The sequence below is a fragment of the Streptomyces odontomachi genome (genome assembly GCF_024435355.1).
Classification (GTDB): domain Bacteria; phylum Actinomycetota; class Actinomycetes; order Streptomycetales; family Streptomycetaceae; genus Streptomyces; species Streptomyces odontomachi.
Genome location: NZ_JAMJWG010000028.1, coordinates 86,438 through 101,168, shown reverse-complemented (window position 1 = coordinate 101,168; position 14,731 = coordinate 86,438). Strand labels below are relative to the sequence as shown.

Below are 14,731 nucleotides of genomic sequence, written 5' to 3'. Positions count from 1 at the left end.
CGGGCGTCACGGTGTGGCGGTGCGCTCCGTGGGGTGGTCGCTGGTCCCTGCGGCGCCCGGTGCCGCGGGGCGCCGGCTGAAGCGCAGGACGCCGTCGTCGACGCGGCCGTGCCGCAGCGTCAGCAGATCGTGGGCGTAGTTCATGCCGAGCCGCCAGGGTGCCCGTGATCCGGCGCGCGGGAAGGCGTCGACGGAGCGCAGCACGTAGCCGGCGTCGAAGTCGAGCAGGGGCCGCTCGGTGACGGTGGGATCGTCGGCCACGGGCACGCACTGGTCGTAGCCGTGCGCGTCGAGACGGCGCAGCAGCCGCACCACGAACTCGCCGACCAGATCGGCCTTGAGGGTCCAGGAGGCGTTGGTGTATCCGATGGTGAACGCGAAGTTGGGCACCCCGCTGAGCATCAGGCCCTTGTAGGCCATGGTGCGCGGCAGTTCGACGTCGGCACCGTCGACGCACAGCCGCAGCCCGCCGAACGCCAGCAGCCGCAGCCCGGTCGCGGTGACGACGATGTCCGCGTCGAGCTCCGCTCCGGAGGACAGCCGCAGCCCGGTGCGGGTGAAGGCGCTGACCTGGTCGGTGACCACGGAGGCCCGGCCGTGCCGGATCGAGGTGAACAGGTCGCCGTCGGGAGCGAGGCACAGCCGCTGGTCCCACGGCCGGTAGCGCGGTTTGAAATGGGTGTCGACGTCGTAGCCGGGCGGCAGCTGCCGGATCGCTGCCTTGCGGATCCACGAGGTGACCATGGTCGGGCGGCGCCGGCTGAGCCGGTAGATCACCGTGCCCACGGCGATGTTCTTCCACCGGGTGACGGTGTAGGCGCGGCGCGCGCCCAGCAGCCGGCGCAGCCGGTGCGCCAGCGGGTCCCGGGCCGGGGCGGCGAGGACGTAGGTGGGCGAGCGCTGCACCATCGTCACGTGGGCGGCCCGCTCGGCGAGCGCGGGGACCAGCGTGACGGCCGTCGCGCCGCTGCCGATGACCACGACCCGCTTGCCGCTGTGGTCCAGGTCGGCGGGCCACCGCTGGGGGTGGACGACCGTCCCGGTGAACCGCTCGGCATCCGGGAAGTGCGGTTCATGGCCGGCGTCGTAGTCGTAGTAGCCGGTGCAGACGTACAGGAACCGCGCCGTCAGCCGGACCGTGCGGCCGTCGTGCCGCGCCTCGACGGTCCAGTGCGCGTCGTCGCTCGACCAGTCGGCACGCACGGCGCGGTGCCCGAAGCGGATGTGCCGGTCGATGCCGGCCTCGGTCGCGGTGGCACGGATGTACGCGAGGATCGACGGCCCGTCCGCGATGGCCTTCGCCTGCGTCCAGGGCCGGAACCGGTAGCCCAGGGTGTGCATGTCGGAGTCGGAGCGCACCCCGGGGTAGCGGAACAGGTCCCAGGTGCCGCCGATGCTGTCGCGTGCCTCCAGGACGCGATAGCTGCGTCGCGGGAAGGCCGTCTGGATGTGGTGGGCGGCCCCGACGCCGGACAGCCCGGCTCCGATGATCAGTACGTCCACCCGGACGTCTGCGTCCGCGGCGGGTTCGTCCTGCCCGGTGGTCGTGTCGGTCATCCGGCCTCCGTCGGATCGGTGGGGGAGGTGGCCGGGGTGCGCGACTGCGCGGCGGCCGGGGCTGCGGTGGACGGCGCAGCGCGGTGGGCCCGGCGGTGCACCACGGCGCGGCCGCCCTTGGCCGGGGCGCTGGCCACCCCTCGGGAGTGCCATCGTTCGTCCCGCTCGTCGGTCGGCGCCAGGACGAAGTCGCGCAGCAGGGTGCGCACGACGACGTTCATCTCCATGGTGGCGAAGGCCGCGCCGAGACAGCGCCGGCTGCCGCCGCCGAACGGGACCCACTGGTACAGGTCCGGCTTGCTGCCGAGGAAACGGGACGGGTCGAAGGCCCGGGCGTCGGGGAAGTTCCGGTCGTCGTCGTGCATCAGGACGATGCTGACCAGGACCGTGTATCCCTTGGGCAGCGTCCAGCGGCCGAGTGTGACGCCGTCGGCCTTCACCTGGCGGCCCACGATGTCGATGACCGGGCGGGTGCGCTGCACCTCCAGCAGCGCCGCCTCCCGCAGCGCGCTGCCGCCGGCGTCTGCCTCGGCGACCAGGTCGTGCAGCACGGCGGGGTGGCGGCGGAGCCGCTCCACGGCCCAGGCCAGGGTGGTCGCCGTGGTCTCGTGCCCGGCGGTGAGCAGGGTGATGAGCTGGTCGGCCAGCTCGCCGCGCCCCATCGCCGAGCCGTCGTCGTAGCGGCTCTGCACCAGCATGGCGAGGATGTCGTCGCGCTCGTCCAGGGCACCGTCGCGCTCCGCCGCGCTGATGAGCCGCCCGACGATCGCGTCGTACTCGCGGCGCATGGCCCGAAAACGCCGCCACGGGCTGAAGCGGCCACGCGGCGGGACGGGGAGCACGGCCAGCCGGGAGCCGAGGGTGACCATGCGGGGGAGCAGGGCGCGCAGCTCGGCGAACTCCGCGCCCTCGGCGCCGAACACCGCGCGCAGGATCACGTTGAGGGTGATGCGCATCATCGACGGCAGCGTGGCGAAGGCCCGGCCCTGCGGCCAGCCGGCCATCTCGCGGACCGTCTCCTCTTCCACGATCCTCTCGTAGGCGGCCAGCCGGCGACCGTGGAAGGGCGGCACGAGCAGCTTGCGCTGCCGGCGGTGGTCCTCGCCCTCCCGGGCGAAGAGCGAGCCGGGGCCGAGCACCCTGCCGAGGTTGCGTTCGAGGTTGTCGACGTCGTCGGTACCGGCCTGGAACAGCTGCTTGACCTCGGCGGGCTCGCTGATGACCACGCTGCGGCCGAAGATCGGCACATCGACGGTGAAGGTGTCGCCGTAACGGTCGCGCAACCGCCGCATGCCGCGCTGGGGCATGGAGAGCGCATACGCGCCCTGTGCCCAGCGCGGTGCGGTGGAGCCCGGAGGGAGTGTCCCAGTCGTCGCCATCCGCGAGCACCTTCCAGTGGTACGTTCACGTACCACTCGTACGGTACGCCGACGTACCAGTCCGTCAAGGCTTCCGACCGCAGCGTGTAGCGTGGGCGCCGTGACGACTGCGCGCGACGGGCACCCCGCGGCACGGCCGGCGCCCGCGTCCGGCGGCGCGGTCGGACCGCGTGGGCGGCTGCTCGACGGCCTCGCCGCAGCGATCGCCGAGGACTGCTACCGGAACACCACCGTGGCCGACATCGTCCGCCACGCGCGCACCTCGCGCCGCACGTTCTACGAGCACTTCGCCGACAAGGAAGCCTGCCTGATCGCCCTGCACACCGACGCGAACGCGGCGATGGTGCAACAGATCTCCGACGCGGTGGACCCGGCCGCACCCTGGCAGACGCAGGTACGGCAGGCCATCGAGGCGTGGATCGCCTGCGCGGAGTCCCGGCCCGCCACCATGCTGAGCTGGATCCGCGATCTGCCCTCGCTCGGCGCCCGGGCGCGCGGGTTGCAGCGCCAGATGATGGAAGCCCTCGTCGTCATGATGCAGACGCTGTGCGACACCGAGCAGCTGCGCGCCGCCGGCATCGGCCCGCTGCCCCGGCAGCGTGCGGTCGTCCTGCTCGGTGGTCTGCGCGAGTTGATCGCGACCACGGTCGAGGACGGCGGCCGTGCCGGCGACATCGCCGAGGACGCGGTCCAGGCGTCGATCGCGCTGCTCGCGCCGCGTATCTGAGTCCTCCCCGGCCCCGTGCCCGAGTCCTCCCGTGGCGGGGGAGGGGCGGAGCGGCATTGTCCGCCACCCCTGTCGGCGACATGAGCAACAAAATTGTTGACAATTTTTCGGGGCGGGACTTACGGTCGACAGGCACTCACCCAGGGAGGGCACGATGCCGAACGAAGCGCGTCCGGGCACCTACTCCGAGGTGCGCTGCATGCTGATGCGCGGCGGCACCTCCAAGGGGGCCTACTTCCTGGCCGACGATCTGCCGGCCGACACCGCCGCCCGGGACGATCTGCTGCTGCGCGTGATGGGCAGCCCCGACCCGCGCCAGATCGACGGCCTGGGCGGGGCCCACCCGCTGACCAGCAAGGTCGCCGTGGTCAGCGCATCGGACGACGAACGGGCCGACGTCGACTACCTGTTCCTGCAACTCGGCGTGGCCGAGGCGACCGTCACCGACCGGCAGAACTGCGGCAACCTCCTCGCCGGCATCGGCGCCTTCGCCGTCGAACGCGGCCTCGTCCCGGCCGGGTCGGGTCAGACCTCGGTGCGCATCCGCATGCTCAACACCGGTGGCCTCGCCACGGCCACCTTCCCGACCGTGGACGGGCGCGTGGACTACACCGGCAGCACGGAGATCTCCGGCGTACCGGGCGCGGCGGCGGCGGTCGTGATCGGGTTCGAACAGGGCACCGCGGCCCTGCTGCCCACCGGCCGGGCCCGTGACACGATCGCCGGCACCCCCGTCACCTGCGTGGACAACGGCATGCCGACCGTGCTCATCGCCGCGTCCGCACTCCACGTCAGCGGCTACGAGGAACCCGCGGAACTGGAGGCCGACAAGGACCTCGCCGCCCGGCTGAACGAGATACGGCTGGCCGCCGGCCCGCTGATGGGCCTGGGCGAGGTGCACGACACGACCGTGCCCAAGCTGACGCTGCTGGCGCCGCCCGTGCACGGCGGCACCGTCATGACCCGCACCTTCATCCCCGTGCGCTGCCACACGGCCATCGGCGTCCTCGGTGCGGCCAGCGTCGCCGCCGGGGTGCGCATCCCCGGCAGCGTCGGCGAGGGCGTGGCGGACCTGCCCGCGGAGGGGGAGCCGCTGCGCATCGAGCACCCCACCGGCTTCCTCGACGTCGAGAGCGCCGTGGCACTCGGCACCTCCGGCGTCCCCGTGGCCCGCCACACGGCCCTGGTGCGCACGGCGCGGAAGATCTTCGACGGCACGGTCTTCCCCCGGCCCACCTGACCCCGCCCGGTCCGCTCAGCCGCCCACCGCACCGCCGCCCACCCGCCATCGCTCCGCTGAAGGAGGTCCTCATGGCACCGCCGCTGGGGGACATCGCCCATCTCGGCCACGTCGAGCTGCTCACCCCCGACCTCGACGGCAGCCTGTGGTTCTTCACCACGATCCTCGGGCTCACCGAGAACGGCCGCTCCGGAGACTCGGTCTACCTGAGGACATGGGACGACTACGAGCACCACAGCCTCACGCTCACCGCCCACACCACGTCCGGCATCCGGCGCACCGCGCTGCGCGCCTCCGGCGAAGCGGCCCTGCAACGCCGGGTCGAGGCGCTCCGGCAGGCCGGGCTGCCCGGCCGCTGGGTCGAGGACGAACCCGGCATCGGCAAGCTCTACGTCACCCAGGACCCCGACGGCCACGAGGAGGCCCTGTACTGGGAGAGCGAGTGGTACCAGGCGCCCGACGAACTGCGGCCAGGACTGAAGAACCAGCCGCAGGCCAAGCCCGTGCAGGGCGTGGGGGTACGCCGCCTGGACCACGTCAACTTCCTCGCCGCCGACGTCGCGTCCAACGCCGCCTTCACCCACGAGGTGCTCGGCGCCCGCCCCACCGAGCAGATCGTGCTCGACAGCGGCCGGACCGCCGCGCAGTGGCTGACGTTCACCAACAAGTCCTACGACATCGTCTACACCGAGGACTGGTCCGGCGCGCACGGCCGGCTGCACCACGTGGCGTTCGCCACCGACAGCCGCGAGGACATCCTGCGCGCGGCCGACCTCTGCCTGGACAACGGCGTCCACATCGAGACCGGCCCGCACAAGCATGCCATCCAGCAGACGTTCTTCCTCTACGTCTACGAGCCCGGCGGCAACCGCGTCGAGCTCTGCAACCCGCTCACCCGGCTGGTGCTGGCCCCCGACTGGCCGCTCGTCACCTGGACGGAGGCGGAGCGGGCCAAGGGACAGGCGTGGGGGTTGAAGACGATCGCGTCGTTCCACACCCACGGGACACCGCCGGTGGACTGACGTCCCCACACCCACCGTGGCTCCGGCGCCGCGGCGGCCGTCGGCAGAATGGGGCCATGGACGCTGGACTCACCGCACTGCTCGGCGCCGCGGTCGGCTCCCTCGCGACCCTGGGCTCCGCGATGGTCACCGGGCGCGCGACGGCGCGTGCGCAGTTCGGCCAGTGGCGCCGGCAGCACCGCCGGGACGCCTACGCGAACTACCTGGGCGCGGTGTACGACCGGGATGTCGCCCTGGACGCCGTGCGCGACGCGCTCCGGGCCGACCGGCCGGACCTGCGGGACGTCGAAGAGAAGATGGAACACTTCGCCACCCGGGCCCGCGGTGTTCACCGCGCCGCCGAACTCGTCCTCCTCGAAGGGCCGTCGTCCGTGGTGGAGGCGCTCTACGGTGTGGTGCACGCGGCCGACGACCTCGCCGAGGTCACGCGGCGGATGGTGCGGGACGCCCACGACGGCGACACCTCCCGCAAGGCCGCGGACCTCGCCCTCGCCGCCGAGCGCGAGCACCTGCTGTACCAGGCCGTGAAGGGCCTGCGATCGGCAGCGGCCGACGTCCTCGGCGACGGCCGCACACGTTGACCGGGAGAACGATGACGGCGCCGTCACCAGGGACGGGTCGTCACGTACGCGTTGCCTCCGCCGCTCGTGATGGGGTCGGGCGTGCAGCCGCCCAGGTTGGCGTTCTTCGGGTCGTCGTGGCCCCACAACCAGACCTTGATGGGGCTCACCTGGCCCTGGGTGCCGGAGCTGAACTTCTTGCCGTAGTAGGAGACCGTGCCGACCTGGTTGTTCTTGAAGACGTTGCCCCGGCCGCAGTCCTCGCCGTCGAACCGCCAGTCGCTGAAGATCGCGTACGTTCCGGTGTGCCAGAACTTGTTGCCGTCGACGAGGTTGTCCTTGCTGTTGTGCCGGGTGCGGACGGGGTCGCCGGAGACGTAGCCGAACCTGTTGCCGCGGATCGTGCTGTCGTTGGTGTAGTCGGCCAGGTAGACGCCGTGGATGTTGCCCGGGCTCGTGGTGTTCTCCAGGTTGTAGAACCTGTTGTTCTCGATCACGGTGTGGGACGAGTTGGTGATGTGCACACCGCCGTAGCCGGTGCCTCCGGACACGTACTTGTTGCCGAGGTGCTGGAAGGTGTTGCCGCTGACGGTGACGTCGGTGACGCGGTCTCCGGCCGCGCCGCGGATCCGGATGCCGCCGTTGACGTAGTTCTGGATCGTCTCGCCCGAGATGGTGATGCCACTGCCGGCGGACGTGATCGTCATGAAGTAGCCGGGCGCGGCGGCGACCGCTGCCGGATCGTTGACGAGCCGTTGCCGGGCGGCCGTGCTCAGCCGGCTCGGCTTCAGCCGTGAGCCGTCGAAGACGACCGGTCCCGTGCCGGGCTCCGGCGCGAAGGTGATGTGCCCGCCGGGCGGGGAGTAGGTCCAGTTGACCTCCTCCCGGGGATGGTAGGTGCCGCCGTGGATGAGGACCCTGGCCTCGGTGGCACCCATGCCCGCCAGGAGTCGCTGCACGGCGGCGAAGGAGGCGGCGGGTCGCTCAGGGGCGCGGCCGTCCTGGGCCCGTGCGTCCTTCCGCACGGAGTCGGCCGGGTTCACGTAGACCGTGATCCCGCCCGGGTCGGTGGCGGCGGCGACGGGTGCCGACGGCGCCGCGCCTCCCAACACCAGGCAAGTCAGGGCAAGTGCTGGTAAGGCGGACATACGCATGAGTGAACCCCCTTGAGCACGGTGCTCCGGCGGAGCCCGTCGACGAGGCACTCACTCTGCACGACCCACCCGGGGCACATCTTGAACGGACCTTGAATCGCCGGGTCCGGCCTGCTCGGCGGGGGCGGGCCGGGCCGCCGGCCGGGTGCGGGGGCCGAAGACGGCCAGGATCGCGGCGCCCAGCAGCCAGGTGCCGGCGATGAAGAAGAAGACGCTGTGGTAGCCGCTGCCCTGGTAGAGGGCCGCGATGATCAGCGGTCCCGCGGCGTTCGAGAGCCGGCCGAGGCCGTAGGAGACCCCGGTGCCCAGGGATCGGCCGCGGGTGTCGAACAGCTCGGGGGAGTAGGCGTAGCCGAGTGCCGTGTAGCCGCGTTCGAAGAGGTTGACCAGGAAGCCGAAGACCACGATCAGCACCGGGTCGAACGTCAGGCCGTACAGCAGTCCGCAGAGCGAGATGACCGTGCCGAAGGCCACCAGGCACCACTTGCGCTCGAACCGGTCGGTGACGAGCGAGGCCAGGTAGGAGCCGAGCGGGGCGCCGGCCGTGGTGAGGGCCACGTAGAAGACGGACTTCTCGACGCTGAAGCCCTCCTTCGCCAGCAGCGTCGGCGCCCAGCTGGAGTAGCCGAAGAAGCCGATGGTCTGGGTCACCCACAGCACGGTGAGCAGCAGGGTCGGCGCGAGGTACTTCTTCTGGAGCAGCAGTCGTAGCGGCGCCTTGGTCTGCGGAGCCTCGTCGACGGGCGGCGCAGGCTCGGGCAGCGGCCCCTGCTCGGCGGCGACCTGGGCCTCGATCTCCTTCAGCACGGCATCGGCGGTGGCATGGTCGCCCCGGCTCTCGTGCCAGCGCGGTGACTCCTTGAGACGCCGCGTGAACAGCACGAGGAGGACGCCGAGCGAGCCCCAGAGGTAGACAAGACGCCACGACCAGTCGGTGAGCGGCACGACCCCGCTGGCGACGAAGTTGGTGGCCGGTGTGCCGCAGATGCCGATGACGATCGCGTACGCCTGGTACTTGCCGCGCACGGCGGCCGGATACATCTCGTTGACGTAGATGACCGCGACGACCGTCATCGCGGACAGGCCCGCCGAGGTGAGCACCCGGAACACCCCCAGCGAGACGATGTCCCAGGAGAACATCGACACGAAGGAGAAGACCCCGAAGAACGACGTCGTCCAGACCAGTGCCCGTTTGCGCCCCCACCGGTCGGCGAGGGTGCTGGCCACGACCGAGCCGAGGAACATGCCGACGAACGACAGCGAGGTGACGTAGGCGACCTGGTCGACCGTGACCCCCCACAGATCGATGAGCTTGGGGGCGGTCGTCGCGAAGCTGTTGATGTCCGCGAACTCGAAGAAGTAGGCGAACGAGACGGCCAGCAGGGTGATCTTGTGGAACCGGCCGATGGGCAGTCTGTCCAGCCGGTTCAGCGCATTGGCGTGCTGCGGTTGCGGTGTGTGTGGCATGACGGGGCCCTTGTCGTCAGGGAGGGTCAGGGGGAGGAGGGCGGATCGAGCCCCGAACGGGGCGGATCAGTTGGCCTCGCCGGGCCAGTACAGGCGCATGGGGTTGTCGACCAGCAGCTTCTGCCGCCGTGCCGCGGTGGTGGCCACGTGCGGCACGTGATCGACCAGCAGGCCGTCGTCCGGCATGTGGTCGGTGAGGTTGGGGTGCGGCCAGTCGGTGCCCCACAGCACCCGGTCCTCGAACTCCGCCACGACCCGGCGCGCGAAGGGCACGACGTCGGTGTAGGCGTTCCGCTCGCCGTCGAGGGCCGCGGGACCGGTGACGGTGAGCCGCTCCGGGCAGCTCACCTTCACCCACACGTCGTGCCGGTCGACGAAGCGCAGGAACCCGGTGAACTGCTCGCCGTCCACCGGCTCGGTGACATCCGGCCGCCCCATGTGGTCCACCACCAGCGCGGTGGGCAGGGCGCCGAAGAAGTCCGCCAGTTCCGGCAGGTCGGCGCTCTCGAAGTACAGGACGACGTGCCAGCCCAGCGGGGCCACCTTCCTGGCGATGGTGGTCAGGTCGTCCTTGGGGGAGGCGGTGACCAGCCGCCGCAGGAAGTTGAACCGCACCCCGCGCACCCCGGCCGCGTCCAGCCTGCGCAGTTCGTCGTCGGTGACGTCGGGGCGGACGGTCGCGACGCCGCGTGCCCGGCCGCCGGCCGCCCGCACGGCGTCGACCATGGCGCTGTTGTCCGCGCCGTGGCAGGTGGCCTGCACGATGACGTTGCGGGCGATGCCGAGGTGGTCACGCAGCGCGAACAACCGGTCCTTGCCGGCGTCGCAGGGGGTGTACTTGCGCTCCGGGGCGAACGGGAACGTGGCCTGCGGGCCGAAGACGTGACAGTGCGCGTCCACGGTGCCCGGCGGAAGGCGGAAGGCGGGCTCGGACGGGTTCGGGTGCCAGTCCAGCCAGCCCGCGGTCTTGGGGGACGGTGTGCTCATGGTGGTTCTCCGGGCCTTGTGGCGGTGATCGGTGTCCGCTGGTCGACTAGTCGACGTAGCGCAGGCCGGCGGACCTGAGCCGGTCCCGCATCTCGTAGATGTCGAGCCCCAGCTCGCCCGACGCGAGCCGCTGGCGCTTGTCGGCCTCGTTGTCCTCGCGGCGGCGGGCGGCCTCGGCGACCGAGCGGACCTCCCCGGCCGGTACGACGACCACCCCGTCGGCGTCGGCGACGACCACGTCACCGGGGTTGACCAGCGCATTCGCGCAGACGACGGGGATGTTGACCGAGCCGATGGTGGCCTTGACCGTGCCCCGGGAGTGGACCGCGCGGCTGAAGACGGGGAAGTCCATCTCGGCCAGTTCGGCGACGTCGCGGCAGCCGCCGTCGATCACCAGGCCGCTGCCGCCGTGCGCGCGCATCGAGGTCGCCAGCAGCTCACCGAAGAAGCCGTCCTCGCACTCGGTGGTGCAGGCCGCCACGACGACGTCACCCGGCTGTAGTTGCTCCACGGCCACGTGCAACATCCAGTTGTCGCCCGGCTGCATCAGCACGGTCACCGCCGGGCCGCACAACCGGGCACCCGGATAGACGGGCCGCAGGTAGGGGCGCATCAGGCCGGTGCGGCCCATCGCTTCGTGCAGGGTGGCGACCCCGAACGGGGCGAGCGCCGCCACGTCCGCGGGCGACGGGCGGGCGATGGAGCGGTGGACGACTCCGAGTTCGTGCATGGTCCGGTCTTTCCTGTGACGGGTCCTGGGCGGACGGACGGGTTCTGGCGGCCCTCGCGGGCGGGGTTCCTCAGCGCCCCTGACGCTTCAGCAGCGCGTCCAGGCGCGGGTAGACGGCCCGGGCGTTGTGCTCCTGCACGGCGGCCAGGTCATCCGGCGAGAGCCGGGCGGCTTCCGCGTAGCGGCGGGTGTCGTCGAAGTGGTGGCCGGTGCGGGGATCGACGGTGCGGACCGCGCCGATCATCTCCGAGGCGAACAGGATGTTGCGCACCGGCACGACGTCGAACAGCAGGTCGGCGCCGGGCTGGTGGTAGACGCAGGTGTCGAAGAACACGTTGCCCAGCACATGCTCCTCCAGCGGCGGCTTGTCGAGCATCATGGCCAGACCACGGAACCTGCCCCAGTGGAACGGGACGGCGCCACCGCCGTGCGGGATGATCAGCCGCAGGGTGGGGAAGTCCCGGAACAGATCGCCCTGCACGAGCTGCATGAACGCCGTGGTGTCGGCGTTGAGGTAGTGCGCCCCGGTGGTGTGGAAGGCCGGGTTGACGCTGGTGCTCACGTGCACCATCGCCGGTACGTCGTACTCGACCAGCTTCTCGTACAGCGGGTACCAGGAACGGTCCGTCAGCGGCGGGGCCGTCCAGTGGCCGCCCGACGGGTCCGGGTTGAGGTTCACCGCGACGGCGCCGTACTCCTCGACGCAGCGCCGTAGCTCGGGGATGCAGGTGGCCGGGTCGACGCCGGGCGACTGGGGGAGCATCGCGGCCGTCACGAAGCGCTCCGGGTAGAGCCGGCTGACCCGGAAGCAGAGTTCGTTGCAGAGCGCGGCCCAGCGTGCGGAGGTCTCGAAGTCGCCGACGTGGTGGGCCATGAACGAGGCTCGGGGCGAGAAGACCGTGACGTCGATGCCCCGCTCGTCCATCAGCCGAAGCTGGTTGGGCTCGATGCCGCCGCGCAGGTCGTCGTCGCCGATGTGCAGGTCGGCATGGGTGGGGGCGGTGGCGCTCGGGTCGGTGAGCGCGGCGATCTGCGCCTCGCGCCACTGCCCGAGCGCCGGTGGTGCCGTGGTGAAGTGACCGTGGCAGTCGATGATCATCGCTGCTCCTCACGGTGTGGCCGGCGCCGGGCCTCGCTCGGTGACAGGGCGCCTCTGCGCACGCCGGCCGGCCGGGTCGTCCTGGATTGCACCATTGCTCTCCCTTGCTGTGCGGTCTCCCCCACTGCCCTGAACGGGCGTGGGAGGTGCCCCCGCGCCCAACCTAACCATTGACGAAATTGTTGACAATATGCTCGACGAAAAAGTTTCAATGGCCCGGACGGCGTCGTTAGACTGCGTTTCGGTTGCGTCCGGACGACGAGGGAAGGCGGTAGCGGTGGCGCAGAACCAGGTCACCGGTCGGGAGGGGCGGAGCGCGGTCTGCGCGGGCATCCGTCGAGCACTGGCGGTGGGCGACATGGTGCCCGGACAGCGGTTGGTGGAGCAGGAGCTGTCCGAGACCTTCCAGGTCACCCGCAGCGCGGTGCGCGAAGCCCTCCAGGACCTCGCCGCCGACGGTCTCGTGGAGCTGGTTCCCCGCCGCGGCGCCAGGGTGCGCGTCATCTCCGTCGACGAGGCGGTCCTGATCACCGAGTGCCGCGCCGCGCTGGAGGCCGTGTGCGCCCGGCGTGCGGCCGAACGCGCCACGGACGCGGACCGCGTCACGCTGAAGGAGATCGGCGAGGAGATGCGCCGGGCCGTGGCCGACGGCGAGCGGGACGCCTACTCCGCGCTGAACCGCCGGCTCCATGACTTCATCACCGAGGTGAGCGGCCAGCAGGTGGCGCAGACCCTGCTCGACCGGCTGAACGGCCAGATGGTGCGCTACCAGTTCCGGCTCGCGCTGCGCCCCGGCCGCCCCGCCCAGTCGCTGCCGCAGCACCTGGCGATCATCGACGCGATCGTGGCCGGGGATCCGCCCGGCGCCGAGGCCGCCGCCCGAACCCATGTGGACAGCGTGATCGAGATGCTGCGGGCGACGCCGCGTCCCTGACGGCGGTGACCGTTTGACGTCGGTGACCGCTTCGGCGGGCCGCGGGCACCGCCGATCCGGCGACTACTCCGCGGTGTCTCCCGCGGCCTCCTCCGTCTCGGTGGGCGCCGACGCCGCGCCCTTCGCCGGGCGGGTACCGGTCGGCCGGGTGTGGATGAACAGCTGCCGCCGGTCGCCCACGTCCAGGCGCTCGGGCAGCGGCAGCTCGTAGCGGACCGGACGGGCGTGGTCTGCCAGCTGGCGGCGCGGGTTGTAGACCTGGTTGAACCGCCACAGCATCCGGGCGAAGTTCGTCTGGCCACGCGCCAGGTTCCCGGCCAGCACCCGGGCCGCGCCGACCGCGGTCCGCAGACCGAGGTGCTTGCGGTTGATGACGGCCTGGGTGCGCACCAGCTCGCGGTAGAACTCGGCGAGCGGCAACGTGGTGGGCACCACCGCATGCTGGATGTCGAACAGCCGGTAGTCCCGGGTGGTCAGCCGCCGCGACTCGGTGTGCCACACCTCCGTGCCCGGATAGGGCGTCATGACGGTCAGATGGACGATCTCCGGCACCGCCAGCGCGAACTCCCGGACGGTCCGGAACCGCTCGTGGTCCCAGGCCGGATCCACGATCAGATTGATGGCGACGCTGATGCCGAGCCGCCGCGCCACCTCCAGGGCCCGGAAGTTGTCGTCCGGGCTGACCCGCTTGCGGTACAGGTCCAGGCCCTCGGCGTCGATCGCCTCCATGCCGAGGAACATGTACCGCAGGCCGAGGCGCGCCCACCGCTCGAAGACCTCCGTGTTGCGCAGCAACACGTCCGCGCGGGTCTCCAGGTAGTACCGCTTGCGGATCCGCCGGCGCTCCAACTCGGCGGCGATGGCGTCGCCGTGCTCGGGCCGGATGAAGGCCACGTCGTCGACGACGAAGACGTTCGGCTCGCGGATGCTCGCCATCTCCTCGGCCGCCGCCTCCGGAGACGCCTTGCGGTAGCTGCGCCCGTAGAACGTCCACGCCGAGCAGAACGAGCAGTCCCAGGGACAGCCGCGGGTGAACTCGATCGACGCGCACGGGTCCAGCTCCCCGATGAAGTAGCGGCGCCGGTGCCGCAGCAGATCGCGCGCGGGCTTCGGGGCGTCGATGCTGTGCAGCATCTGCGGGGCGGGCCCGCTGCCGTCCGGCGTCACCACGCCGGGCACCCCGGCGGCGGCAGCGCGGTCCGGAACCGCCTCCAGCAGGGGGACGACCGCCGTCTCGCCCTCGCCGCGCACCACCGCGTCGACCGCCCCCTCGGCCTGTTCGATGACGTCGTCGGCGACGAAGGACACGCTGTGCCCGCCGAAGAAGACGAACACGCCCGGCAGCAGCCGCTTGGCGCTCCGGGCGATGTCGATGGCCTCCGGGATGTTCGCCAGGTAGTTCAGCGAGATGCCCAGCGCGTCCGGCCGGAAGCCGGTCAGCTCACGGGTGAGCATGGCGTGCCGGTCGGTCTGTAGGTCGACCATCCGCACCTGGTGCCCGGCGGCGACCGCGGCGCCCGCCACGCGTTCGAGGCCGAGGGGCTCCAGACGGAGGAAGATCTCCGAGTACATCAGGGCGCTCGGGTGGACGAGCAGCAGGCGCATCTGCGTACCTCCAGGTGCCGGCGCCGGGGACCGCCTCGCCCTGCCGCCGCGCGCGGGATCCCCGCCACGGTATGCGCGCCCGGCGCGCACCCTTCCGACCGCCGGCCGTGTCGCCGGGGACGCCACCCGGACGGCGGGTTCGCTCCGGTTGTGCCGGGGGGGCGTCTCCGTCCGAGGGAGGTGGTTTGTGTCGTGTCCGGACCACCGGGCCGGTGGGTGGCTGGTCGCGCAGTTCCCCGCGCCCCTGTTCAGGCGCCTTCGGCGCCATCC

Annotated in this window: 13 protein-coding genes; 5 read left to right on the top strand and 8 right to left on the bottom strand. The window is 71.6% G+C overall.

Annotated elements, in window-relative coordinates; translation table 11 throughout:
- Positions 1-6: 6 nt before the first annotated feature.
- Together NQO67_RS38040 and NQO67_RS38035 are read right to left on the bottom strand one after the other, a co-directional pair.
- Positions 7-1,557, bottom strand: coding sequence for a flavin-containing monooxygenase (locus tag NQO67_RS38040; protein WP_255955060.1), 1,551 nt, complete (start codon positions 1,555-1,557; stop codon positions 7-9).
- Positions 1,554-2,936, bottom strand: coding sequence for a cytochrome P450 (locus NQO67_RS38035; protein WP_255955059.1), 1,383 nt, complete (start codon positions 2,934-2,936; stop codon positions 1,554-1,556). Before NQO67_RS38035 ends, NQO67_RS38040 begins: the two co-directional genes overlap by 4 nt.
- A gap of 100 nt (positions 2,937-3,036) precedes the next feature.
- On the opposite strand from NQO67_RS38035, the gene NQO67_RS38030 reads away from it, so the two are divergent.
- The 4 genes from NQO67_RS38030 to NQO67_RS38015 all read left to right on the top strand — a co-directional run bounded on the left by NQO67_RS38030 (position 3,037) and on the right by NQO67_RS38015 (position 6,506).
- Positions 3,037-3,663, top strand: a complete 627-nt coding sequence (locus NQO67_RS38030; protein WP_255955058.1) for a TetR/AcrR family transcriptional regulator — start codon at positions 3,037-3,039, stop codon at positions 3,661-3,663.
- Positions 3,664-3,817: 154 nt separating this feature from the next.
- Positions 3,818-4,903, top strand: a complete 1,086-nt coding sequence (locus tag NQO67_RS38025; RefSeq protein WP_255955057.1) for a 4-oxalomesaconate tautomerase — start codon at positions 3,818-3,820, stop codon at positions 4,901-4,903.
- A 71-nt stretch (positions 4,904-4,974) separates the two neighbouring features.
- The gene (locus NQO67_RS38020; RefSeq protein WP_255955056.1) at positions 4,975-5,925 is read left to right on the top strand and encodes a catechol 2,3-dioxygenase; all 951 of its coding nucleotides are present in this window, start codon (positions 4,975-4,977) and stop codon (positions 5,923-5,925) included.
- Between the two features lie 56 nt (positions 5,926-5,981).
- Positions 5,982-6,506, top strand: a complete 525-nt coding sequence (locus tag NQO67_RS38015) for a proline dehydrogenase (protein ID WP_255955055.1) — start codon at positions 5,982-5,984, stop codon at positions 6,504-6,506.
- Positions 6,507-6,529: 23 nt separating this feature from the next.
- Here the strand turns inward: NQO67_RS38015 and NQO67_RS38010 are convergent, their stop codons facing one another.
- The 5 genes from NQO67_RS38010 to NQO67_RS37990 all read right to left on the bottom strand — a co-directional run bounded on the left by NQO67_RS38010 (position 6,530) and on the right by NQO67_RS37990 (position 11,922).
- On the bottom strand, positions 6,530-7,633 hold the full coding sequence (locus NQO67_RS38010; protein ID WP_255955054.1) for a right-handed parallel beta-helix repeat-containing protein: 1,104 nt from the start codon (positions 7,631-7,633) through the stop codon (positions 6,530-6,532).
- Between the two features lie 57 nt (positions 7,634-7,690).
- Positions 7,691-9,106: an MFS transporter gene (locus NQO67_RS38005; RefSeq protein WP_255955053.1), complete on the bottom strand. Its 1,416-nt coding sequence runs from the start codon at positions 9,104-9,106 to the stop codon at positions 7,691-7,693.
- 66 nt (positions 9,107-9,172) lie between these two features.
- Complete coding sequence (locus tag NQO67_RS38000; protein WP_255955052.1) at positions 9,173-10,093, bottom strand: amidohydrolase family protein; 921 nt, start codon at positions 10,091-10,093, stop codon at positions 9,173-9,175.
- Positions 10,094-10,139: 46 nt separating this feature from the next.
- The gene (ligK, locus tag NQO67_RS37995; protein ID WP_255955051.1) at positions 10,140-10,823 is read right to left on the bottom strand and encodes a 4-carboxy-4-hydroxy-2-oxoadipate aldolase/oxaloacetate decarboxylase; all 684 of its coding nucleotides are present in this window, start codon (positions 10,821-10,823) and stop codon (positions 10,140-10,142) included.
- 70 nt (positions 10,824-10,893) lie between these two features.
- Positions 10,894-11,922 (bottom strand): amidohydrolase family protein, encoded by a 1,029-nt coding sequence (locus tag NQO67_RS37990; protein ID WP_255955050.1) that lies wholly within the window; start codon positions 11,920-11,922, stop codon positions 10,894-10,896.
- 277 nt (positions 11,923-12,199) lie between these two features.
- Between NQO67_RS37990 and NQO67_RS37985 the strand changes: the two genes are divergently transcribed.
- On the top strand, positions 12,200-12,856 hold the full coding sequence (locus tag NQO67_RS37985) for a GntR family transcriptional regulator (protein WP_255955049.1): 657 nt from the start codon (positions 12,200-12,202) through the stop codon (positions 12,854-12,856).
- 63 nt (positions 12,857-12,919) lie between these two features.
- On the opposite strand, the gene hpnR is transcribed toward NQO67_RS37985, so the two are convergent.
- Complete coding sequence (gene hpnR / locus NQO67_RS37980; RefSeq protein WP_255955048.1) at positions 12,920-14,461, bottom strand: hopanoid C-3 methylase HpnR; 1,542 nt, start codon at positions 14,459-14,461, stop codon at positions 12,920-12,922.
- Between the last annotated feature and the right edge of the window lie 270 nt (positions 14,462-14,731).

Excerpts from the sequence above, each read along its gene's own strand:
- NQO67_RS37990 (WP_255955050.1), bottom strand. The coding sequence starts at position 11,922 with ATGATCATCGACTGCCACGGTCACTTCACCACGGCACCACCGGCGCTC.
- NQO67_RS38025 (WP_255955057.1), top strand. The coding sequence starts at position 3,818 with ATGCCGAACGAAGCGCGTCCGGGCACCTACTCCGAGGTGCGCTGCATG.
- hpnR (WP_255955048.1), bottom strand. The coding sequence starts at position 14,461 with ATGCGCCTGCTGCTCGTCCACCCGAGCGCCCTGATGTACTCGGAGATC.
- NQO67_RS38000 (WP_255955052.1), bottom strand. The coding sequence starts at position 10,093 with ATGAGCACACCGTCCCCCAAGACCGCGGGCTGGCTGGACTGGCACCCG.
- NQO67_RS38035 (WP_255955059.1), bottom strand. The coding sequence starts at position 2,936 with ATGGCGACGACTGGGACACTCCCTCCGGGCTCCACCGCACCGCGCTGG.
- NQO67_RS38015 (WP_255955055.1), top strand. The coding sequence starts at position 5,982 with ATGGACGCTGGACTCACCGCACTGCTCGGCGCCGCGGTCGGCTCCCTC.
- ligK (WP_255955051.1), bottom strand. The coding sequence starts at position 10,823 with ATGCACGAACTCGGAGTCGTCCACCGCTCCATCGCCCGCCCGTCGCCC.
- NQO67_RS38020 (WP_255955056.1), top strand. The coding sequence starts at position 4,975 with ATGGCACCGCCGCTGGGGGACATCGCCCATCTCGGCCACGTCGAGCTG.
- NQO67_RS38010 (WP_255955054.1), bottom strand. The coding sequence starts at position 7,633 with ATGTCCGCCTTACCAGCACTTGCCCTGACTTGCCTGGTGTTGGGAGGC.
- NQO67_RS38040 (WP_255955060.1), bottom strand. The coding sequence starts at position 1,557 with ATGACCGACACGACCACCGGGCAGGACGAACCCGCCGCGGACGCAGAC.
- NQO67_RS38005 (WP_255955053.1), bottom strand. The coding sequence starts at position 9,106 with ATGCCACACACACCGCAACCGCAGCACGCCAATGCGCTGAACCGGCTG.